The sequence below is a fragment of the Ktedonobacter sp. SOSP1-52 genome (assembly GCF_016587395.1).
Map to the genome: position 1 here is coordinate 3,097,876 of NZ_BNJH01000001.1, position 23,004 is coordinate 3,120,879.

Sequence of the window (23,004 nt, forward strand, 5' to 3'; positions counted from 1 at the left end):
AATGCGTACTTTACGCCGGGCCGCGCGAAAAGATGCTGATAGCTTTTTTTAGGATATCACGCTCCTGACGCAAGATATCCACTTCACGCTTGAGATGGCGATTCTCCTCTTCCAAGGGCGTCTGGTGACCACTGCCAGGAAAGGCATCGCCGCCGTGAGCTTCCAGCTCTTTGCGCCAATGGGACAGGGTGCTGTCTGCCACACCCAAGTCACGGGCAATTTGGGCCTGAGACTTCTGCCCAGCCTGGACCAACTGCACCGCCTCCAACTTAAACTCTTTGGTATACGTCTTCTGCTCATGTTGCATGGCTCTCGCTCTCCTTTGGGAAGCTCTCTCTTTCGAGTTTACTTTCTCCACAAAGGTGGGCGACGGAGTGGTAATAGTAGTTCGCCAATGGGAAACCATTCGTTGAGCGAAGTACCACAGGAGGCCAGACTCAGGAAATGATGGTTGACACGGATGTGTCATGAGACCATCGTGGGAGTTGCATTGAAAAGATGCGGGTCTCTGGAGAGCCTGGTGCATAGAAAGTGTGCATGCCATGGTTCGGGGGAGGACGGTTGGAAACGTGCCGAGAGGTAACGCGCTGGCCGTCTATCCTACCGCGGAGAACCCTTGAAGGCATGTAAAGAGTTGCTCTGCAAGTCCTGTGTGCATGGTGAAGCTGGCCAATTGCTAAACCTGAGTTCTCGCATGATGATCACTTGCATCCGTTACAACCATGCCTGAAAGAACGACATCAGAAAAGCGTGAGACCCCAGTCCTCATGATAACACCCCCTCTGATGAATGGCGGGTAATGAACCCGAAAGAGAACAAACGGGCACCTAAACACACTACACGTTTCATATGCGCAAAAGCGGGATCGCCTACGGGTGCGATACCTATGGCGACGGAACCCCCATATGAGACTTCAAGGGAACAATGACGATCCTAAGAGGTCAAAGGGGCAGCCCTCGAAGGAGGGCCAGATTATGTGAAGGATACCCACATAAAGGGAAGGTATCAAAGAAGTGCCTAACGCATGGAGGTATGCGAAATGCAGGGAACCGAAGAGCTTTTAGGACTTCTCCGTGAACGCGGCAAGCGGGGCTTGCCGATCAAGCGCGTCTATCGAATGTTGTACAACACAAACCTGTACCTCTCGGCCTACGGTCGCGTTTATCGAAATGCTGGTGCGATGACGCCCGGCGGGACGGAAGAAACGGCTGACGGCACTTCACTGGAAACCTTTGAGACCATCATTACTGCACTGAAGCAGGAACGATATCAATGGCAACCAGCGCGAAGAACCTACATCTTGAAAAAGAACGGGAAAAAGAGACCGCTCGGCATACCTGTCTGGAGCGACAAGCTCCTAGCTGAGGTTATGAGAATGATCCTGAACGCCTACTTCGATGGGACATTCAGCGAACACTCCCACGGCTTCCGTGAAGGACGGGGATGTCATACGGCTCTCCGAGAAGTCTACCAGATCTGGCAAGGCACTGTGTGGATCATCGAGGGCGACATCGCCGACTGCTTCGGCTCCCTCGACCATAACCTCATCATTTCGGCACTCGCCGAACCCATCCAGGACGGGCGATTTCTCAATCTCGTCAAAAAGCTGCTCGACGCAGGATACCTTGAGGACTGGAAACTCAACAACACATTCAGTGGAGTTCCACAAGGAAGCATCTTGAGTCCAATCCTCTCCAATATCCTGCTCTCGAAACTGGACAGGTTTGTCGAAACGGAACTCATCCCCGAATACACCAGAGGGAAGAAGAAAAGGCCAAATCAGGAATACAACCGCCTGATCAATCGCGCCCGCAAACGATACAACAAAGGACAGAAGGAGGCTGCCCACAAACTCAAGCAACAGGCTCAAAAACTTCCCTCCATCGATCCCCAGGACCCCGACTTTCGACGACTGAGGTACGTAAGGTACGCAGATGATTTGGCCCTGTCGTTCGTTGGTCCCAAGGAAGAAGCAGAGGCCATTAAACAGCGGCTCCGAGCATTCCTGCTTGAAGAACTCAAGCTCAATCTCTCGGACGAAAAGACGTTGATTACCCACACACGGGACAGCGCTGCCAAATTCCTGAATTACGAAATCACGACGTTACACTGCGACACCAAACAAACCCGCGACAAAAACGGGCGAAGAGGCCGAAGTATTAACGGAGGTATCGGCCTGAAAGTACCCAGAAAGGTCATTGAAGACAAATGCAAGCGGTATATGCGCAAAGGAAAGCCCTCTCACCGAGCAGAACTACTCAATGAGAGTGACTTCACCATCATCGCCACCTACCAGCTTGAATATCGGGGATTGGTCAATTACTACCGGATGGCCTACAACCTTTACACGCTCCGAAAACTCAAATGGGTCATGGAGCAATCGCTGACGAAGACGTTAGCAAGCAAACACAAAATATCAGTAAGCAAGGTGTACAAGAAGTGCAAGGCGGAAATCGATGTGGAGGGGAAGAAATACAAAGGATTGCAAGTCACAGTCTCGCGTGAAGGGAAAAAGCCACTCGTAGCCACCTGGGGAGGCATCCCCCTTACCTGGGATGTCACCGCACCCATTGAGGATGAAATGAGGCAATACGCCTGGAAACGGTCGGAACTAGAACGACGACTCCTGGCCCAAACCTGTGAACAATGTGGGGCGACTCGCATGACCGCTCAGATAGAGGTGCATCACATACGGGCACTGAAAGACCTGAACAGGTATACAGGTCGAGAGAAGCCGCAATGGGTCCACATCATGGCTTCACGCAGGCGAAAAACACTCGTCCTCTGTCACACCTGCCACATGGACATCCAACATGGACGCCCACAGAGACGCGCGGTATCACGTACACGGACAGGATCAACCTGATGATGCTGGAAAGCTGATTACAGTGAAAGCTGTACGATCAGTTTGGAGGGGGCCAGTCGGAAAAAGGAGCAGGAATGTCACCTTCGTCGGCTGGCTACCCTACGGGGAGGCGGTGGTGATGATGGGAGGGAAAGAAGTAAAGGTGCAGGTGTTTGTGATGCGGATGTGCTATTCGAGACGATTGTTTGTGATGGCATTTCCGACGCAGAGGAGAGCAGGGCAATCGCATCTAATGAACCCCATCAAGAACGCGCAAGAGGTACTGGTTGTCCCAGCCAGCCTTGAGACGCTTGGCATGGATGCCCACGCGAGAGGATTTCTCCTGACGCAAGAGATTTAAACTGATGTGGCGCAGCACCGAGAGATTTTCGTCGGCATGACCAAGCCGGATACGCGATTCATCTTCCCGAAAGGCAAGATCAAGCACCCAATGCAGACGGTTTTCGATCCCCCAGTGGCTTCTGACGGCCATCGCAAACGTTTTGACGGAAGAAAAACTGAGCAAGAAGTAACGCGTTTCTTTCGTTGTCTTCTCTTGCATCCGCCGCTCAGCTCGAACGACCCCAATGGCTTGCAAGCCTTTCCACTTGCCATCAGGGTCCAGATGAGCCAGGATGGCTGGATCGCTCAAGGTCCAATGCTCACGAATCTCCAGTCGACCATGCCCTTTCTCCACGTGCCGATCTGACTCCCAATGCGGATCGGTAAACCCTTCTTTTTCTGCCAGAGCAAAGGTCGCTTTCACCTCCTCAAACAGATCCCCATGATTGTCTTTGAGAGCCAGGGCGTAGTCTCCTTCTTGCTCGACGATCTGCTGGGCAATCTTGCTTTGGGTTCCCATCGCATCAATGGTCACAATGCAGCCTTTGAGGGCCAGTTGTTCGAGGAGCAAGGGAATGGCGGTAATCTCATTGGACTTCTCCTCGGTGGCGAGTTGCGCCAACACCAGGCGATTTTCGACCGCCCAGGCACTCACCAGATGCAGCGCTTTCTTGCCGTTGGCCCGATCATGTGAGCGGCGTAACGTTTTGCCATCTATGGCGATGACCCCCTCAATTCTCTGGCTAATCCCTTGCACCCATTGCAAAAAACTGGCTTCAAATTGTTTGGGATCAAGGAGCGCAAAGACACGTCCGAAGGTATCGTGAGAGGGAATGCCATTGGCTAAGTCGAGCAACTGCGTAAAAAAGGCCTCTTTGGCCTTCCCAAATTCCTCGATTTCCACCCATCCCTCCGCTCCACAAAGCGTGCCACAAATGGCCAGGATGATGATATCGCGCAATCGGTGCCGTTTGGTGCGCTCTATGCGAGGGTCTTCGACGTGAGTAAAGATGCTTTCCAGATCTGACCGGGTGTTCTCTTGCATCTTCTCATCTCCTGCTTTTTTCGTTTATTGTATCTCTCCCTTTCCTTGCTTTTTATTGATGAGATTATTTAGATGCGATTGCCCTGGATCTTTCTGTTTTCTTCTTGACAAATTCACACATCGGTGCCGGATGGTTTCGTAGGTCAATACAATCCCACGTTGCACCATAAGCTCTTCAATATCACGGAAACTCAGTGAGAAACGGAAATACAACCAAATGCAATGGCCGATAATATCAACCGGAAAGCGAAAGCCTTTGTAGACGGGGGCAGATGCTTGTGTTTTCATAATGGTTAGTCTACCAGACATTTTAGCCTCTCAGAAAGTTGACAATACCGTTTTAAGCATTGTTTGTTAAAGGTTCTCATCGGCTCACCGCTCACTATGCATCGCGTGTTTTTCTCATTCTCGTAGCCCGGAGAGGGCTATCTTGAGTTTGTTTGGTGCAAGCATTTATTTGCTCTCTCTGCTCCTATGAAAATTTCTTGCAAGTTTTTCACTAATCTTGTATAAATGTTTCTTTATTATGTATACTTCTTTCATTGATGATGATAAATATTTTCGATGTCAGGAAAGTATTTCATGCGGATCAAATTGCGTGATATTGCTGAACGCGCTAATGTTTCGACAGCTACTGTTTCCCGTGTGCTCAATAATAGCGCAAGTGTTGATGAACGTACTCGCGCTATTGTCCTGCAAGCTCTCACAGAACTTAGTTATCCAATGTATCAGGAGGGGATTCTCCAACATACTGGAAATGGGATTGTTGTCGCGATACGTGGTGTCGATAGTGAGAGCGAGCCGGAGGAGCAGAAACGGGAAAGCCAGGACATTTCTAGTTTCAATACCATCATTATTGATGGTATTGAGCGAGGCTTACGACGTAAAGGGTTGCATATGAGCCTGCGCCGGGCTATCTGGGAGGCTCCGGCTGAAAGCGATCTGCACCATCTTACTCAGGCAGATGGTGTCGTGCTCATTGGCGGCATTATTTCCGTCCAGGTCATTGATGCCCTGGAGCAAGCAAACGTTCCGTTTGTGCTCACCGCAGCCCATGCGGGCGAACGCGAGATCAACTGCGTACTGGGCGACTATATACGCGGTGCAGCACAGGCTACCACTCAATTAGTGCGCTTGGGACACCGCCGCATCGCGTTTATCAATGGCCCCTCTATTACGACAACAAGCCAGGATAAATTGGCTGGCTATCGGCTTGGCCTGTGCGAAGCTGGTTTGGCTTATGACGCTCAATTGATCACTACGACTTCAGAATTTACCCCAAATGATGGTTACCAGGCCACACAGGACTTGCTTGCCCGAACTCGGGATTTTAGCGCTATACTCTATGCCGCTGATATGCTGGCGATTGGCGGTCTGCGCGCGCTCAAGGAAGCAAACATTTCGGTTCCCGAGCAGGTTTCAGTGATGGGTTTCTACGATGAGCCCATTACTGAGTTTACTATGCCAACGCTTTCTAGCGTGCATATTGGCTGGCAACGCATTGGCGAGATTGCGGCACAGCGCCTGGTCGCTCTCCTTGAACGCCATGACGAAGAGCGTTTACGCATTTCTATTCCTACGACTGTTATTTTGCGTGATTCAACCCGGTCGGTTGGAGGGAACCTGCCGCCCACTCTTAGCTCTTAAACGACAAGACAGTGTATTGGTCTTAGCCAGTTTTTCTGATGAAAAACTGGAAAGGAGTCTATGATGACACCACAACATGATGCCTTTACGAGAGCCAACCGCCGCACCTTTCTCTATCAGGCAGGAGGGGTAGCTCTTGCTACTTCTGCCTTACTTGCTGGCTGCGGCAGCGGTTCGGGTACTGGTGGAAACTCTGTTACGCTGAATGTCTGGGGAGGAGTCCCAGCCGAAAACGGTCCCGCAAAACTGATAGAGGCGTTTCACAAGGCGCATCCGAATATTCAGGTAAAGTACACGCGCTTCGTTAACGATGACACTGGCAATACCAAGCTTGATACAGCTCTGCAAGGCGGCACCCCTATCGATATCTATTTCTCCTATACTGTCGCTCGTATGTCTCAGCGTATCAAGGCCAATCTCGCCGTTGACCTGACTTCTTATGTGAATGGCGATAGTGAACTCTCTTCCTGGACTCAAAACAATGAGGCCATTTTTAAATCTGACAATAAATACTATAGCCTCCCTACCACTCGCGAGCCAAACTTCGTCGCGATTAACAAGAAAATGCTCGATGCCGCTGGCTTGCAATTGCCAGCAAGCTGGACCGTGAGTGACTATCGCGAGATGGCAAAGAAACTGACGAGCACCAGCGGAGGTAAGACCGTGTATGGCGCCTATTCATCTCCTGGTCTGCCTCTCATTACTCTGGGTCCAAACGCGAATTATAAAGATGGGGGCAAAGAATCGAATTTTGACAATCCTGTCTTTAAGCAAGATTTGCAACTCCATGTCGATATGATCAAAGAGAAGAGCGCCTTTCCCTGGACCGAGGTACTGGCGCAGAATCTGCGCGCCTACGCGCAAAATCCTTTCCTGACGGGCCAGGAAGCGATGTGGATAACCTCTCCCTTCTCGCTACGTTACGTCAACGATACAAGCAAGTACCCGCACGACTTTATGACTACCTTCGCGCCGATGCCCAGACCTGACAACGCTTCTACTTTTTATAATGGTGGAAGCCTTAACAACTGGATTATGATGCATCCCAGGACAAAGAATAAAGATGCCGCCTGGACCTTCATCCGTTACTGGTTAGGCGACGGCAGCAAATATATGCTAACCGCTGGCAAGAACCCGGTGCTCTCCAACATCGATCAGGATACGCAGGTAAACGGTATCCTGGGCGGCAATAAAGCTACGCTCTATGACGTTGAGGCCTTTAAAAAGGCCGTATTTGCCCCTGACCTCAAATTCGTCACAGATACGATCACTGTGGCAGGTGCGCAAATCACGCAGATTACGCAGAGTCAGACTGATCGCTGCTTAATTGGCGAGATCAGTCCCAATCAATGGGTAAGTACAGTGAAACAGCAGTGCGACGATGCGATCAAGAAAGCAGGAGCTTGATTATGAGCACGTTGTACGACAGAGAGACAACGATGCCAGCAGAGACGAAAGAGGCGAAGGTTATTCGTAAGCGAACGGCCGCACGCGCCAGGGGAGAACCTGCCGAATGGGTCGGCTATCTCTTTATCGCCCCTAACTTCATTGGCTTTCTCTTCTTTACGTTGTTGCCACTTATCTTCGCGCTCGTGGTCGCGTTCACGCGTTGGGACGTGGTTTCGGGCCTGGGTGGCATTCAATGGGTCGGATTACAGAACTTTGTCACGTTGCTGCATGATCCAAACTTCTGGGAGAGCGCACGTATTACGCTCATCTATGTAGGCATCAGTGTTCCATTGACTACCGTGGCTGGGCTACTCGTAGCCCTGGCCCTGAATGGTCCGATCCCTGGGCGAGCGGTATTGCGCGTCATTTTCTTTATCCCCTTCATCGCGAACAGCGTGGCTATCGCGACGACATGGGTTCTACTCTACCATCCTACCTATGGGCCAATCAATACGATCTTAAAGGCACTGGGAGTCAGTCAGCCGCCTCTGTGGCTGGTCTCCTCCCAGTGGGCGCTACCGGCCCTGATCTTCATGGCGGTTTGGAGTGGCGTGGGTTACGCTTCGATTATCTATCTCGCGGCGCTTCAGGATGTGCCGCAGGAACTACACGAAGCAGCGGCGATTGATGGCGCGGGAGCCTGGGCACGTTTTCGCGTTATTACCTTGCCCTTCCTGTCTCCTGCCATCTTTTTCCTGCTGGTGACCGGCTTCATCGGCGCATCGCAGAACTTTGGCATGATCAACCTGATGACGCAGGGCGGACCCGGACGCTCAACTACCGTGCTCTCTTATTATATCTATCAGAGTGGATTTCAGTTCTATCGCTTTGGCTACGCGGCGGCTATGGCCTGGGTGATGTTCCTGGCAGTCCTGCTGCTGACGCTGATTCTATGGCGTATCCAGCGGCGAGGCATCTTCTATAGCTAGAAAGGATAGCTTATGGCAACACCCGCATTGACGCATACGAGAGCACAAAGCAGAAGCACTTGGACAATGAAGCAGCGTAAAAAGGTGCAATGGACGATTATCAGCATTGTGATGTGGCTGCTGGCAATCTTGTTCTTGCTCCCTTTCGCCTGGATGCTCATCTCATCTCTCAAGCGCGAAATTGATGTGTTTAGCATGCCAGTTCAATGGTTTCCCAACCCGCTCAACTGGCAGAATTATGTCACGGTCTGGACTGGCGAGCATCCGTTGACGATGTATATCGGGAATTCGGTAATGGTCGCTATCGCACGTGTCCTTGGAGAACTCCTCACGGCTTCCCTGGCGGCCTATGGTTTTGCACGCTTGCGCTTTCGAGGGAGAGACGCGCTCTTCTTTCTCTATATCAGCACGCTCATTATTCCAGCTCAACTGCTGCTGGTGCCTCGTTTTATCCTCTTCCAGCAGTTGGGCCTCTACGATACCCTCTGGGCATTGATCCTGCCAGGCATCTTTACGGCTTTAGGAACCTTTCTCCTACGCCAGTTTTTCCTGACCATTCCCCAGGAGCTGAGCGACGCGGCACGTATCGACGGCGCGAACGATTGGCATATCTACTGGCGTATTATCCTGCCCCTGGCAAAGCCCGCACTGGCCTCACTCGCCATCCTGGCCTTTGTCTGGAGCTGGAATGACTACGAGACGCCACTCGTCATGCTTACCAGCGAACCCAATTTTACCATTCCCCTGGGGTTGACAAGCTATGTTGACGAGAGTGGGGGCTTCACCGCGTCACTAATAATGGCGGGTGCCGTCTCATCCGTAGTGCCCATTATCGTAGTGTTCCTGTTTATGCAACGCCAGTTTATACAGGCCCTGGCTCGCTCTGGCCTGAAGGGCTAATATACCGGGACTAGCCTTAGAACTTTCTGTGGCTGGCCTCAGACATTGCATAACTCTGATAGCCGGTGTCTGATACCCGGCTATCATTAAGAGATACAGCACTGAGGAAAGGTAAACAGTATATGCGTACATCAGTACGGAGGAATCACATGCTCAATATTGGCGGCGTTATACCCGGCCTGGCCGTCAAAGGTGATGCGCTACCAGCACGGAGCGAATGCGGTATTGGAGGCCTTATGGCCTGGGCAGACCGTCTCTGGTTCATTACCTATGTGTCTCATACGCGCACAACGGGCGCGGGAACCGGACTGTATGAGGTTGACGAGGACTTACAGATACGTAAGCGACCTGAGAGTGTTGTTGGCACCTATGCCAATCGCTTGCTTCATACGGAGACAAACCAGGTTATCCTCGGACCCCACCTTATCGATGTCGAAGGGAATGTGCGCACCATCGAAGCGCTACAGGATCACCGCCTGGCGGCGACCATGAGACATCTGCATGATCCTGCCAACAAGGTCTACTTCCTGACAATGGAGGGCCTGTTTCTTGAGTTTGACCTTAATACCTTCAACATCGAGCAGCTTTATGATCTGACACAGGAACTACAGGTTCCACGAGGCGCACAACCGCATTTCAAGTCGGGCCACACCAGCCATGGACGTGTGGTTGTTACCAATAACACCTATGATGAGCGCGACTTCGCGGGAACACAGGCGGCTGGTCGCCTGGCCGAGTGGGATGGCGAGCGCTGGACAATTCTAGAGCGCACAGGTTTCAACGAGGTTACGGGTCGCATGAATTTTGGAAGCGCGATCTTTGCCACCGGCTGGGATAAGGCATCGGCAATCTTGCGCGTCTTTACTGATGGCTCCTGGTCGCGCTATCGCCTTCCCAAGGCGTCGCATACCTTTGACCATTTCTGGCAGACCGAGTGGCCCCGTATCCGCGAGGTAGAGCATGAGCGCTTCCTGATGGACTGTCACGGTATGTTCTACGAACTCTCGCCGACCTCCTATGGTGGCAAGGTCTGGGGTGTACGGCCAATCTCTACTCATCTACGTGTTGTTCCCGACTTCTGTGCTTTCCGCGGCTTCCTCGTCATGGGTGGAAATCAGGTCACGCCAACGCATGATAGTAACTTACTAGCGGGCGAACCCCAGGCGGGTCTCTGGTTTGGAAAAACAGACGACCTGTGGCAGTTTGGCAAACCCAGGGGTTGGGGTGGCCCCTGGTGGGAGGCACCAGTGAGATCAGATGTCCCCTCCGACCCCTACCTGATGACCGGGTTCGAGCATAAAGGACTTCACCTCTATCATGACGCACCTCAGACCGTTGACATTACCATTGAGGTCGATTTCCTGGGAACCCAGAACTGGCAAACCTATGACACGCTCAGCATACCTGCAGGCAAGTACGTCCACCACGAGTTTCCGACTGCCTTTAGCGCTCATTGGGTACGTTTTACGAGCAATACAACATGTAACGCAACTGCCTATTTAATGTATAACTAGAAAGAAGGAGTGAGCAATGCCGATGCAGCAGGAAGCGCCAGCCGCGAGGCGCGCTTATCGTAGCAAAGAGCTACAGTGCGACCTGGTTATTATTGGTGGAGGTATGTCGGGCGTCTGCGCCGCTGTTACCGCAACCCGGGCGGGGGTGAAGGTGACACTAGTGCAGGACCGCCCGGTATTGGGCGGCAATGCGTCGAGCGAGGTACGCCTCTGGGTGCTGGGCGCGACCTCTCACATGGGCAATAACAATCGCTGGGCGCGTGAGGGAGGTGTTCTCGATGAACTTCTAGTCGAGAATCTCTATCGCAACCCTGAGGGGAACGCAATCATCTTTGATACGATTCTGCTAGAGAAAGTGACTGTTGAGCCGAACATTACATTGCTCTTAAATACCGCTTTAATCGATATTACGAAAACGCAACCTGATCGCATTGATGCCATCCAGGCCTTTTGTAGCCAGAACTCGACAATGTACCATGTGCATGCACCTCTCTTCTGTGACGCCTCCGGCGATGGTGCACTGGCATTCCTGGCGGGTGCAGCCTTTCGCATGGGGGCGGAGTCCCGCCAGGAATTTGACGAGGGCTTCGCGCCAGATGCCGAATATGGAGATCTCCTTGGGCATTCCATCTACTTCTATAGCAAAGATGTTGGTAAGCCAGTTACCTTTATGCCCCCAGCATATGCCCTGGAAGATATCACGAGGATACCGCGCTTCCGTAGCTTCAACACGAAGGATTACGGCTGCCGACTCTGGTGGATGGAGTATGGCGGTCGCCTGGACACAGTACATGATACAGAGACGATCAAGTGGGAGCTGTGGAAGACTGTTTATGGCGTCTGGAACTATATCAAGAACTCGGGCAAGTTTCCCGAAGCAGAGACCCTTACCCTGGAGTGGGTAGGTTCCATTCCAGGGAAGCGTGAGAGCAGACGCTTTGAGGGCGATTACATGCTGAACCAGCGGGATATCGTTGAGCAACGCCATCACCATGATGCTATTGCCTTTGGTGGTTGGTCGATTGACCTGCATCCAGCGGATGGCGTATTTAGCGAGCGTCCTGGCTGTAGTCAGTGGCATGCGCGTGGCGTTTACCAGATTCCTTATCGCTGTTTGTATAGCAGGAACGTCCATAACCTTTTCCTGACGGGTCGCATCATGAGCGCCTCGCATGTCGCGTTTGGCTCTTCTCGCGTGATGGCGACATGTGCTTATGCCGCGCAAGCAGCGGGTATGGCTGCCGGGATCTGTATGCGACAAAACCTTCTTCCTGCTGCTCTTAGTGAAACCGAGTATACGCGGCAACTGCAACGCGATCTCATGCGGAGCGGACAACATATCCCTGGCTTCCGTTTGGATGATCCCGACGACCTGGTGAAGCAGGCTCGCATAAGTGCCTCCAGTGAGCTACGGCTAGCCGAACTGCCAACTAATGGACCTCTGATTCCACTGACCAGTGCGTGGGCGCAGATGCTTCCTATCGTAGCTGGCCCCATGCCCACTCTCGCCCTGACAGCCGATGTCGCTGAAGCAACCACGTTACGGGTTGAACTGCGCACAAGTGATCGGCCCGATAACTACACACCAGACGTAATGCTCGGAGCACTTGACATCGCCCTGGAAGCGGGAGCGCACCAGGAAATCACTGTCAATTTTCCGGTCACTATTGATGAACCACGCTACGTCTTTCTGTGTGCCATGCGGAACAAGCAGGTCGCATTATACGGAAGTGAGCACCGGCTCACAGGCATTCTCTCAGCAAAATATAGTCGGACGCAAGAGCCAGCGGAGGACATCGGTGTCGAGACGTTTGAGATGTGGCAACCCCAGAGGCGACCTGGAGGATATAACTTTGCGTTACATTGTGAGCCACCACTGACCGTCTTTAGCCCGACCAATGTAGCGAATGGGATAGCGAGACCTACGAGTCAGCCAAATGCCTGGGTTGCAGCACTCAACGATTCATTGCCCACCCTGGAACTACGTTGGGAACAGCCCCAGTGTATCAGGCGAATAGAGCTTGCCTTCGACACGGATTTTGACCATCCGATGGAATCGGTGCTTATGGGGCATCCTGAACGCGTTATGCCCTTTTGTGTCAAGCATTATCGTCTCTGCGCGGGTGAGCAACTCATCGCCGAGAACACAGATAATCACCAGACACGCAATACGATCACACTCAAGGAACCGATCACGACGGACTGCCTCTCCATCCATTTGTTAAAGCAACATGGAGAAGTTCCCGCTGCTCTCTTTGAGATCCGCTGCTACGCTGAATAATAATGCTCAGAGCCGCTTAGAAACTGTTTGCTAATTGAAAAATCGCCGAGAAAGAAAAGAAAGGAGATCGTTGCGACCAGCTGAGCCAGAAGAAGGAGCCAGAGTGATGCATTCCCACCAGAATCGACCAGCGTATCCCGCGTGATGTCACCGACGCCCAATGGGCCATTCTTGAGCCCCTGGTCCCCAAGCCTTCGACCGAAGGTCGACCAGCCGAAATTGAGCGGCAGGAGATTATCAATGGCATCTTGTACATTCTGCGCAGTGGAGAGCCGTGGCGGATGATGCCCCACGATTTACCCAACTGGCAAACGGTGCATCAGTGCTTCCGTGACTGGAAGCGCGATGGCACCTGGGAATGCATCCACAGCCATTTGCGCAAACGCCTGCGCCAAGAGCTGGGACGAGACGAAGACCCTTCTGCCGGGAGCATCGATAGCCAAACCATCCAGACCAGCGCGGTGCGCGGTGGAGAGCGCGGCTACGATGCGGGGAAAAGTGCGGCCCGTTTCGCCGAAATCAGCATATGCTGCTGAGGGATGGCGAGCAAGGAATGAATCTTGATAACTGAATATCCGACGTGAGGTGCAATCCCTCTCCCGCCCGGTGAAGGCGGAAATGGCCATGCCTTACGGTAGCGACTGGACCTCAATCCGTAAAGCAGGCATGTGAAAGTAGACTCTGAGCCTGACGAGAGTCGAAATCTTTGCCAGGTTGCTATGGTGAGAAGCTCGTCTAACAAGATGAGTAAATCGAATGTGCGTGACCAACCATCATGAGCGTCAACAAGTCAAACAGGCTGAGAGACTTGACCAAAAGGTAGTGATATGATCGCGATGCAGACGCGTCTTTTTCCCCGCCTCTGTTCACTCATCCCCATATCTGGTGGATAGCACACACCTACGGCAACGACAAACGGATATTCGGAACGGGATAACTCTCAAGTGGCTCTTGGCGATGGTCGATACGCCAAGCCGGTTCCAACCAATGCCCTTGAGAGTGGGATTGCCTAAGAAGCAAAAGCCAGGAGGAAAGCTCCTGGATACGCTGACGTAGGCACGATGATATGGAAGGAAGAGGCACCAGTCGTATGCCAAAGACAAAGGCACCCAGGATGAAGCGGCAAACGCCTCTTGATCCTGAGAGTGAGCGTTGGCGCGCACTGCCCTGGCGCAAGTTCGAGCAGCACGTGTACAGGCTACAAAAGCGCATCTTCCAAGCCCAACAACGTGGCAACACACAGGCAGTCCACTCACTCCAAAAATTGTTGATGAAGTCGAGGGCAGCCCGACTGCTGGCGGTACGACGGGTCACGCAGGATAACCAGGGAAAGAAAACTGCTGGGGTGGATGGAGTCAAATCGGTTCCCCCAGCCCAACGCTTTGAACTGGCCGAACGCATTCACCCCAAGCACTGGAAACGCGCGAAGAGCCTCCCGGTCCGACGCGTGTATATTCCGAAGCCAGGAAAACTCGAAATGCGCCCATTGGGCATTCCCGTCATGGAGACGAGATCCCAGCAAGCTCTGGTAAAATTCGCATTGGAACCGGAATGGGAAAGCAAATTCGAGCCGAACAGTTATGGATTTCGCCCTGGACGCTCCTGTCAGGATGCGATGGCTGCGATCTTCGTGATCATTGCGCATAAGGCCAAATATGTCTTAGACGCTGATCTGAAAGGCGCATTCGACAACATCCGCCACGAAGCACTCCTTGAGAAACTGAATACCTTCCCAACCATGCGCCGTGTCATCAAGACATGGCTCAAAGCTGGGGTTGTCGATCACGGAGTCTTTGAAGAGACAACCCGAGGAACTCCACAAGGAGGAGTCGCCTCACCGTTATTGATGAATATAGCCCTTTATGGCATGGAGACCGCCCTCATGAACGCCTATCGAACCAAAACGGATCGACCCCAACTGGTTCGATATGCGGATGACCTGGTGGTGTTCCATCCCACAGAAGAAGGTGTAAAGAAAGCTCAAGAAGTATTAGCGACATGGTTAGCCGACATGGGACTGGAACTCAAGCCAAGTAAAACCAGGATTGCTCATACGCTCCGAGAATACCAGGGCCGGATTGGCTTCGACTTTCTCGGCTTCACCGTCCGCCAATTCCCGGTAGGAAAAACCCACTCGGGAAAAGCGAACCAATATGGGCCTCCACTTGGCTTTAAAACCATCATCACACCGAGCAAAGAAGCCGTTCAACGACACGTTGCCGAGATGAGGACGATCATTAAAAAGAACAGAAGCGCATCTCAGGATAAGCTCATCAGAGAGCTCAATCCAGTGATACGCGGATGGACCAACTACTACCGGGCTGTGGCTGCAAAGCGGACGTTCAGCCATTGTGGACATGTTCTCTATCTGCAACTCAGGTCATGGGCGAATTCCAGACACCCCAACAAAAACAAGCATTGGATAGCACAGAAATACTGGCACGTAGATGACGGCAATGGCTGGATATTTACTGACCAGCAGGGAACGACCTTGCGAGAACACCCGCAAACGCCTATCCAACGACATGTGAAAGTACGGGGAACAGCCAGCCCATACGACGGTGATTTGCTCTATTGGAGTAAGCGGCTACGAACCCATTCGATGTTCAACGGGATGTTAGCAAAACTCCTTCAGAAACAACAGGGCAAGTGCCGATGGTGTGGACTCTTGTTCCAAAATGGGGATCTCCTTGAGGTGGATCACATCACTCCCAAAAGCGAAGGCGGAGGAAATGAGATCAGCAACCGATTTGCGCTCCATCGACATTGCCATGACCAACGACACGCTCGGAAGGTCGTGGGTACCTCTGACAAAGGCTATATCATTGAGGAGCTGGATGATGCGAAAGTATCATGTCCAGTTTTGAAGCCGAGTAAAGGAGGCGACTCCTCTGCTTAGGTTAACAAAAGGTTCGGCAGAAAACGCCACCTGCTCGTTGATACCGAAGGCTTCGTGCAGGCAGTGCGTGTCCATGCCGCCGACATCCAGGATCGCGATAGCGGCAGGCTTTTGCTTGTCGATGGGCCGGGCCGATATCCTCGGATGAAGCATGTATGGGTCGATAGCGCATACGCTGGCACGTTTGCCGATTGGATCAACGAGCAATTTGGCTGGAGCGTGCAGGTCATCAAACTGCGCACGCCCCATCGCTTCCAGGTCCAACCCCGCCGATGGGTAGTGGAGCGAACGTTCTCCTGGATCTCTCGCTGTCGACGCCTCTCACGCGATTTTGAGGGTCTGTCAGAACTCAGACAACCCCTTGGCAAAAAAGTCAGACTTTTGGTATGCTGATCTTGTAAAAACAGGAGAGAATGGGGAATGTTGACTGATGAACTGCCCACATTGTGCTATGACAACCACCACGAAACGAGCGAAGAAAACGAAACTGGGTTACGCCACGTTCTTTTGCCCTCACTGTCAACGTACGTTCAACGAGCGAACTGGTACTCCTTTCAATTACCTTGAATTCCCGACAGACATTGTCCTGCTCGCGGTCTTGTGGCGACTACGCTATAAACTCAGTCTGCGAGACATCGCGGAAATGTTTTTGGCGCGAGGTTTTCCGTTCACTCATGAAGCCATACGTGATTGGGAAGCGCGATTTGCTCCATTGATGGCAGATCACTTGCGAGCCAGGCGACGTGGACAAGCTGGGAAGTCTTGGCATGTAGATGAAACGTATCTCAAAGTGCATGGAAAGTGGTGTTATCTCTATCGAGCCATCGACCACGATGGTCATCTGGTTGACTCCATGTTGAGTGAAAAACGGAATATGGAGGCAGCTCAGCGGTTTTTCCAACAGGCAGTCGCTGTGGTTGGCCATACCCCAGAATCGGTGACGACAGATGGGCATCGTTCCTATCCCAGGGCGATAAGCGAGACCATGGGCACCCCTGTTCAGCATCGGACCAACAAATACCTCAATAATCGCCTGGAACAAGACCATCGAGGGATCAAACAGCGCTACTATCCCATGCGTGGCTTTGGAACATTTGAAGCGGCGGCACGTTTCTGTTGTGCTTTTGACGAATTACGCAACTACCTCCGTTCGCGTCCCGCCATGGGAGAACCGATCTCACTCCCAGAACAACGACGTGTTTTTCTCCAAAAACTTGTCGCCTTGAAAGCATTGATACAAGCAGCCTCATAGCGAGAGACGAGCAGTAAGAAGCATTCTCTGGATCCTGGTAAGCTTTCTGTGTTCTCAGTTCTGACACTACCCTTGCGAAGAAAACACACGGTACGTGAGACCAAACTGGGCGGCGTAGGCTTCGCCGGGAGGACAACACCAGGAGCCATCTGGCCGTTGCTGGTAGCGAAAGGGCATTTTCTTTGCCAACTTGACCAGATCCTTCTCCATCTTGCACTCCACCCAGCCTGCACTCTCCTTGCGTAGTACAAAAAAGTCTGGAGTATGTCTGGCCGTGACATCGCGCGTATCGTCCTGGCTGCGATACTTCAATTTGATCTCGCCTGCGGGTTGATCGTACAACTCCAGAACATCGGGATCGTGGTCGATCTGGTAGGCAAAGGGGAGTTCGTTCTTATGGCTCTCAAACTGGATTGCGAATCCCATTTTGAGGGAGGGATATGTGCCGCTGACATTGCCTGCAGCACCCTGCACACGGCGTGAAGGATTCGATGTTCGAACGTGGGTAATGACCGTCTTCGCCTGGTCAATCAGGCCAAGCTGCCAACACCACTGATCAAATGCTTCTTCGCTTAGCATCCTGACACGCTCCTGTGGTCTTTGTCCTCTGACAAAGACATGGGAAAGAGCATCTGTCCTAAAAATATAGTGTTACCTGTTTCTCCTCTTGCTCAAAGTATATCATACAAAAATGGGGTACTTTAAGCAGCAAAAACGAGGGGCTTGGGGCTGGCACCATACCAAGATGCGAGATCCCAGGAGAGTGGAACGGCTCTGGCTGGCGATGGCAGTGGCCCAGATTTGGCAGGTGGCGGTCGGAGGAGAAGCGGAGGCGAAAGAAGAAGACCCCAAAGCAGCAGAGCAAGCAGGAAGGGGGATGGAGGAGAGCTGCGCACGAAGGGGGCAGAGAATATTGGAGATCAAGGTGATGCAAGGAAAGCCATCCCCCTTGGGAAGGTTCTTGCCGCAAAAGTGGCCCACCAGCTTGGCGGCAGTATTGAGAAGCAGTGCGGCCTGGGCGGAACGCAAACGCAAACGACAACGCAAACGGACCGAAAAACAACGGAAAAAGGCCCGCAAGCGAGAAAGCAAGCGGGCCCATCCCAAAAACCTACACGTGTAAAGGTCAGGGGATGAGGGGTTAGGATGAGAGGGAACGTGTCACCGATAGTTCCCAGTCAAGCTCCCAGCAGCGAATTGTTTCATCGCTGCTACCCGAGACTAACCAGCGATTATCAGCACTTAATCCTATGGAGTTTACCGAGTTGGAGTGACCTTTGAAGGTGTAGACACAGCGACCAGTATAACCGGAAGAATCTGACATGATTTCCCAGACACGTATGGTTCCATCGCCCCCGCCTGAGAAGATCCAGCGCCCATCGTTACTCAACCGAACCGAAGTTATCTCGCCTGTGTCTTCGATTGTGCACAAACAACGACCCGTAGAAACTTCCCAGAGTCGAATGGCATAATTACCATCGCTATCGTCACGACCTCCCGTGGCAATAAGCTGTCCATCTGTACTCCAATCAAGTGATGTGGCCGCTCGTTTATGACCCTCCATGGTGAGCAGGCAGTTACCTGTTTCTACATCCCATATCCGAAGATTGCCCTCTTGATTGTAACTTCCTGTGGCTAACAAGTTTCCGTTCGGTTGGGGGCAAATGGCTGCAACGCTACTGCCAGGGTATCTTGTCTTTATCTTTTGCGGCATGAATGGATCTGGATACTCTTCAGGCCTGGTGTAATCAAAGAGCGTGTGAACCTTTTTACCAGTCTGGGTGTCCCATACCTCGATGGCACCAACTCTATCTGAAGAGAAGGCCCATCGTTTATCGACGCTCATACCAACCACATTAATCCTAAATGGGAAGACTGCCCTCATTCTAGAGTTTTCTCCGAAGGTGAGCTTCAATTCATTAGTGGCTATATCCCAGATATACGCAAAACCTTGATTGGTGCCCCAGAGTAGGAGGGTACCGTCTTTCGTTAAAAAGCATGATGTTATAGACCCCTTATCGCCCCGGATCTTCATTAGATCTTTATTGGCTAAGAGATCCCATAGGCTAGCAGTCCCATCATTCCCCACCGATAGAGCAAGAGTGCCATCACTGCTCACGCTAATTGAATTGACTCCTCGTGCATGGGCCTGGATGGTATTCACTGGCCAGCCACTAATAAAGCGAGTACGTGAACTGTGTGGTAGTAGCTTGGCCCAGGTGTTTCTTGTCTTCTGGTTGCGTCTCCAATTCGGGAGGGCCTGTACTTCGTTTAGTAAAGAAAGAGCGGTTGTAAATTGGGATTGCGATATGGCCTGCTCTACCTGCTGCAGAAGCGCCTCGGCCTGGGCCTCTACTTGTGCTACATCCGAATAGGAAGACACCAGCGAGGGACGTAATGAACTCGAAAGAATGGGGCCATCATGCTTTTCCCAGAGTTGAATGGTTTTATCGGCTCCACTTGAAACGATCCTACGACCGTTGGAGCTTGTGCTTATTGAAAGCACCCTGTTCTTGTGTCGAGTAAAGGTATGCAGGCAGCGTCCAGTAAAGGCATCCCACAGGCGTACGGTTGCATCCGTTCCACCGGAGATGATCCATCGTCCATCGGCACTGAAGCAAGCTACAGCTATTTCGCCAGTGTGGCCTTCGAGGGTATCTAAATGTTGTCCATCCACAACATCATACAGGTAGATCTTGCTGCCTTTGCTGTAGAGGGCAAGCGTACCATCACCACTCAAGCTAACAGAGGTAACTCGATCATCATTGAGCTCCTCATTCTTGTAAAAGACGTTACCACTCCTCGATAAGTAGCTATCCATTAAAACGCTTCCAGTAGATATTTTGCCTGATAACTCATCGTTGAGGAATGGTTTGTGAGTATCCCATAAGTACAGGCAGCGACCTGTAGCGGTTTCCCATATGCGCACAATCTGATTAGTATCGGCAGTTATGGCAATGGAACCATCTGCGCTGAGACTCACCTGTTTAACGGAGTTCCCCATTCCTGAAGTTCTTTTTTCGTGTAAAAAGGTTTTATAGCAGCGACCTGTAGATGCGTTCCAGAAGCGTGCTATCTGATCATGTTGACCGCTGGTGATTGCCCATTGCCCATCAGCGCTTAAAGCGACTTTTTCTACCGTCGAGGTATGCCCCTTGAAGGTCCGTAGTTCGCGACCTGTGGTGGCTTCCCAGAGTTGCAGTTCAGTGCCCACCTTTGAAAAAGCAAGCCGACCGTCGCCACTCAGACTCACATACTCGTAAATTGCAATATCTGATAGATCCCCATATTCTTCGCCAAATTTGCGGTGGAATTCTTTTTCGATCCTGTAAATATCTCGCCCTGAAGTTGTCTCCCAGAGTCTCCAGATGATCCTGTGAAGCCAGGTTGTTTTCTCCTGAATTTTTATTGTTTCTCCCGAAAGAGCCACGTTTCCATCAGTGCTTATGTTTATCGAGGTTGCGTATGTTTCTGGATGGTGCTCGGCTGTGTGAGTAACGTGAAAATAAGATGTGTTATCTGTTGGGATGCGCTGCAACAGATCTGCTAACTCCTGGGCTTCTGAAGCCTCTTGCCTTGCATCTTCTAATAGTGATTTAGCAGCAGTTATATCGCCACGTTCCATGTGAATCTGGGCTATCATGGCAGCAACCTGCCAAGACTCATTGAGTTGTTGTAGTATCTCCAGCTGGTGAAGCAAGGCATCATCGGTTAATTCCCCAAGCCGCCAGAGTACCAACCCGCGATTATAGGTTGTCTCCAAGTGTTGAGGATCAGCCTGTAACGTCTTCTCCCAGGTCTCTTTGGCCTCATCGATCTTGCCCAGATCATAGAGAGAAAGCGCGCGGTTGTTGAGACTATCGGCCAGCATCTTCGCCGTTTGAGGTTCAGAGCGAGGATAGGGTTGGCCGATCTCGTGAGCATAGATCTCTTTCAATACTGAGACTATCTCTTGCATGGTGGCGGGACGTTGCTGTGCTTGTGGCTCGAAGCAATGCACAAGCAGCTTGACTAATTCAGAGGGCATTGGGGGAATTGCTTCATGGGCAGGAGTATGACTGGCAAGGACATCACGAGCCACCATACCTGATCGCCATGTTACCTCACCAACAAACATCTCAAGTATAGAGACGCCCCAACTCCAGATATCAGTTTTACGGCTTAATGGCTGTCCTGCCGCCTGTTCGGGGGAGGAGTAGGCAGGAGTCAGCCCTCGTCCAGTGACGAGGATGCTCTGTTGGGCGTTGGCATCATTGTTTGTTGAGGGGTTGCCTACCAGGGCTCGGGCCTTTGCGAGACCGAAGTCAGTTACTTTGGCGATGCCCTGCTGAGTCATCATGACGTTTGCTGGCTTGATATCTTGATGAACCAGCCCTTGTTCGTGGGCGGCATGAAGTCCCCATGCGAACTGTATAGCTATATCAAGCATCCGTTGCAGGGCTTCTTTATGATTGCCAGCATAGAGGCGATGACGGCGAATCCAATCGGAGAGGCTACCACCATCAACATATTCAGCAAAGATGCGTGGAATGTTCCCCAGCGTTCTGACGTAGTAGCAACTTACAATGTGGGGATGCAGATCGAGATTGACCCATGTCTCGGCTTCACGAATGAAGTTCTCTTTACCCTCTTCTCGCGTAAAGATCTCCGGCCTGGGATTTTTGACAGCCATATCGATATTCCAGCCTCTATGGTGTACTTGATAGACGGTACCCATGCCACCTTCGCCAAGGTTGCCAGTTACCTCGTACTGGTCCAGGATCACATCGCCCCTTTGCCAGGTGGGAGGAACATTGGCCTCCGCCGATGGGATAGTTGTCGAGGGCTGCTCTTCAACTGGCTCGTCTTCTTCTGTGTAGGGATCATCTTCTGCACCCTCAGTCCATGGAGGCAATGGTGGTGATGACATAGCTTTTGTGTTTGAAGTATTTTCTGTGGCTGGTGTGTTTGAAGTGCTTGTTACAGTTTTCGTTGTCGTACTTGAGGAATCGCGTTTTAGTAGACGATTAAACCAATTCTGATTGCTCATATGTTCTTCCTTGATACTAAATAAAACCCGTCGCAGTCGGTCGCAGAATAAGACCAGGATAGCCGGATGAGCCTCGGAAATCCTTCTAATAATTTACTTGATTGTTGTGGACCATAACAATGTTGATTGTATGGAAATTCGGTGGAAATAGAATGAAGAGCAAAATTCTTTGTGCCTACAAGCTTAATCTCTTATAGAAATAGGTATTTTCCTAGACTCGCCCGTGGTCTCCCCTCACTCTCCGTCTCTCTCTCCCGGGTCGCGGGAGAGAGAGTGCCAAACGAGTTGCTGAGCCCTTGCTCGCTGTGTTCCCCGTCTCCCGCACAACCGGGAGAAGGGGTCAGGGGATGAGGGGGAACCACGGCTCAAGGGCTTGAGAGGCCTCTACAAGCGGGCCCATCTCCAAAACCTACACTTGAAAACACCGCTGGTTGTGGTGCGGAGGCACCTTCTTTATTTATACGAGCGTCGCCTGGCCCCTGTTCTTTATTTATACGAGATGTTTGTGGTGCGTCAGTCATGATTGAATCTCCTTTGCTATGCGTTCCTTAAAATATTGCAATGCTTCTTTGCGGGGTATATTCAGATCAGCCAAGACGTCGTGGGCCACGTAGTAAACTTGCTGACGTTCATCTTTGCGAGCCTTATCAACTGCCTCTCCTACACCTTGCGAGCGCCAGGCGAGTAATTTGGCTTTGGCTTCATCAATGCCCGTCCAGTCATCACAATTTTTCAAGCCCCAAGGGTCTTCATATCGGTAGTACCCGTAGCGCGCGACTCGTTGGAGCAGGTCTTCCAGCTCACCTTCTACAGGGTTAGTATTCATAATCTATTCTCCCTTAATTTTATTATCAAGTGCTTGTTTTATGCCG

The 23,004-nt window shown here is 51.7% G+C and carries 17 protein-coding genes and 2 pseudogenes; 12 read left to right on the forward strand and 7 right to left on the reverse strand.

Features of this window, described 5'->3' with window-relative positions; translation table 11 throughout:
* Positions 1-10: 10 nt before the first annotated feature.
* On the reverse strand, positions 11-307 hold the full coding sequence (locus JMJ16_RS14920) for a transposase (protein WP_201382456.1): 297 nt from the start codon (positions 305-307) through the stop codon (positions 11-13).
* A gap of 732 nt (positions 308-1,039) precedes the next feature.
* On the opposite strand from JMJ16_RS14920, the gene JMJ16_RS14925 reads away from it, so the two are divergent.
* Positions 1,040-2,866: a reverse transcriptase domain-containing protein gene (locus JMJ16_RS14925; RefSeq protein WP_201382458.1), complete on the forward strand. Its 1,827-nt coding sequence runs from the start codon at positions 1,040-1,042 to the stop codon at positions 2,864-2,866.
* Positions 2,867-3,095: 229 nt separating this feature from the next.
* Here JMJ16_RS14925 and JMJ16_RS14930 read toward each other — a convergent pair whose 3' ends face one another.
* Both JMJ16_RS14930 and JMJ16_RS54330 read right to left on the reverse strand, forming a co-directional pair.
* The gene (locus tag JMJ16_RS14930) at positions 3,096-4,232 is read right to left on the reverse strand and encodes an ISAs1 family transposase (RefSeq protein ID WP_201382459.1); all 1,137 of its coding nucleotides are present in this window, start codon (positions 4,230-4,232) and stop codon (positions 3,096-3,098) included.
* A 125-nt stretch (positions 4,233-4,357) separates the two neighbouring features.
* Positions 4,358-4,520: pseudogene (locus JMJ16_RS54330) on the reverse strand (IS6 family transposase); the annotation flags it as partial.
* 294 nt (positions 4,521-4,814) lie between these two features.
* On the opposite strand from JMJ16_RS54330, the gene JMJ16_RS14935 reads away from it, so the two are divergent.
* The 6 genes from JMJ16_RS14935 (at position 4,815) to JMJ16_RS14960 (ending at position 12,952) form a co-directional block, all read left to right on the forward strand.
* Positions 4,815-5,879: a LacI family DNA-binding transcriptional regulator gene (locus tag JMJ16_RS14935; protein WP_201382460.1), complete on the forward strand. Its 1,065-nt coding sequence runs from the start codon at positions 4,815-4,817 to the stop codon at positions 5,877-5,879.
* 60 nt (positions 5,880-5,939) lie between these two features.
* On the forward strand, positions 5,940-7,286 hold the full coding sequence (locus JMJ16_RS14940; RefSeq protein ID WP_201382461.1) for an extracellular solute-binding protein: 1,347 nt from the start codon (positions 5,940-5,942) through the stop codon (positions 7,284-7,286).
* Positions 7,287-7,288: 2 nt separating this feature from the next.
* Positions 7,289-8,257 (forward strand): carbohydrate ABC transporter permease, encoded by a 969-nt coding sequence (locus JMJ16_RS14945; RefSeq protein ID WP_201382462.1) that lies wholly within the window; start codon positions 7,289-7,291, stop codon positions 8,255-8,257.
* A 66-nt stretch (positions 8,258-8,323) separates the two neighbouring features.
* Entirely contained in the window at positions 8,324-9,157 is an 834-nt protein-coding gene (locus JMJ16_RS14950) for a carbohydrate ABC transporter permease (RefSeq protein ID WP_236601503.1), read from the forward strand.
* A 122-nt stretch (positions 9,158-9,279) separates the two neighbouring features.
* A complete protein-coding gene (locus JMJ16_RS14955; RefSeq protein ID WP_236601504.1) occupies positions 9,280-10,671 on the forward strand; it encodes a hypothetical protein in 1,392 nt (463 codons plus the stop codon).
* Positions 10,672-10,693: 22 nt separating this feature from the next.
* On the forward strand, positions 10,694-12,952 hold the full coding sequence (locus JMJ16_RS14960; RefSeq protein ID WP_374229008.1) for an FAD-dependent oxidoreductase: 2,259 nt from the start codon (positions 10,694-10,696) through the stop codon (positions 12,950-12,952).
* Here JMJ16_RS14960 and JMJ16_RS54335 read toward each other — a convergent pair.
* Positions 12,940-13,245 (reverse strand): hypothetical protein, encoded by a 306-nt coding sequence (locus tag JMJ16_RS54335; RefSeq protein ID WP_236601505.1) that lies wholly within the window; start codon positions 13,243-13,245, stop codon positions 12,940-12,942. The genes JMJ16_RS14960 and JMJ16_RS54335 overlap by 13 nt on opposite strands.
* Here JMJ16_RS54335 and JMJ16_RS14965 point away from each other — a divergent pair.
* The 4 genes and pseudogenes from JMJ16_RS14965 (at position 13,132) to JMJ16_RS14980 (ending at position 17,103) form a co-directional block, all read left to right on the forward strand.
* Positions 13,132-13,488: a transposase gene (locus JMJ16_RS14965; RefSeq protein ID WP_236601579.1), complete on the forward strand. Its 357-nt coding sequence runs from the start codon at positions 13,132-13,134 to the stop codon at positions 13,486-13,488. The two genes, JMJ16_RS54335 and JMJ16_RS14965, sit on opposite strands and share 114 nt — an antisense overlap.
* A 554-nt stretch (positions 13,489-14,042) precedes the next feature.
* Positions 14,043-15,851 carry a group II intron reverse transcriptase/maturase gene (ltrA, locus tag JMJ16_RS14970; RefSeq protein WP_201378913.1) on the forward strand — a complete coding sequence of 603 codons (1,809 nt, stop codon included), beginning with the start codon at positions 14,043-14,045 and terminating at the stop codon, positions 15,849-15,851.
* Between the two features lie 18 nt (positions 15,852-15,869).
* Positions 15,870-16,244: pseudogene (locus JMJ16_RS14975) on the forward strand (transposase); the annotation flags it as partial.
* A gap of 37 nt (positions 16,245-16,281) precedes the next feature.
* Positions 16,282-17,103, forward strand: a complete 822-nt coding sequence (locus JMJ16_RS14980) for an IS6 family transposase (RefSeq protein ID WP_201382465.1) — start codon at positions 16,282-16,284, stop codon at positions 17,101-17,103.
* A gap of 66 nt (positions 17,104-17,169) precedes the next feature.
* Here JMJ16_RS14980 and JMJ16_RS14985 read toward each other — a convergent pair whose 3' ends face one another.
* A complete protein-coding gene (locus JMJ16_RS14985) occupies positions 17,170-17,682 on the reverse strand; it encodes a TnsA endonuclease N-terminal domain-containing protein (RefSeq protein WP_201382466.1) in 513 nt (170 codons plus the stop codon).
* Between the two features lie 112 nt (positions 17,683-17,794).
* Between JMJ16_RS14985 and JMJ16_RS14990 the strand changes: the two genes are divergently transcribed.
* Positions 17,795-18,226 (forward strand): hypothetical protein, encoded by a 432-nt coding sequence (locus JMJ16_RS14990; protein ID WP_201382467.1) that lies wholly within the window; start codon positions 17,795-17,797, stop codon positions 18,224-18,226.
* An 18-nt stretch (positions 18,227-18,244) separates the two neighbouring features.
* On the opposite strand, the gene JMJ16_RS14995 is transcribed toward JMJ16_RS14990, so the two are convergent.
* Positions 18,245-22,132: a WD40 repeat domain-containing serine/threonine protein kinase gene (locus JMJ16_RS14995; protein WP_201382469.1), complete on the reverse strand. Its 3,888-nt coding sequence runs from the start codon at positions 22,130-22,132 to the stop codon at positions 18,245-18,247.
* 517 nt (positions 22,133-22,649) lie between these two features.
* Positions 22,650-22,958 carry a hypothetical protein gene (locus JMJ16_RS15000; protein ID WP_201382471.1) on the reverse strand — a complete coding sequence of 103 codons (309 nt, stop codon included), beginning with the start codon at positions 22,956-22,958 and terminating at the stop codon, positions 22,650-22,652.
* Positions 22,959-23,004: the final 46 nt, after the last annotated feature.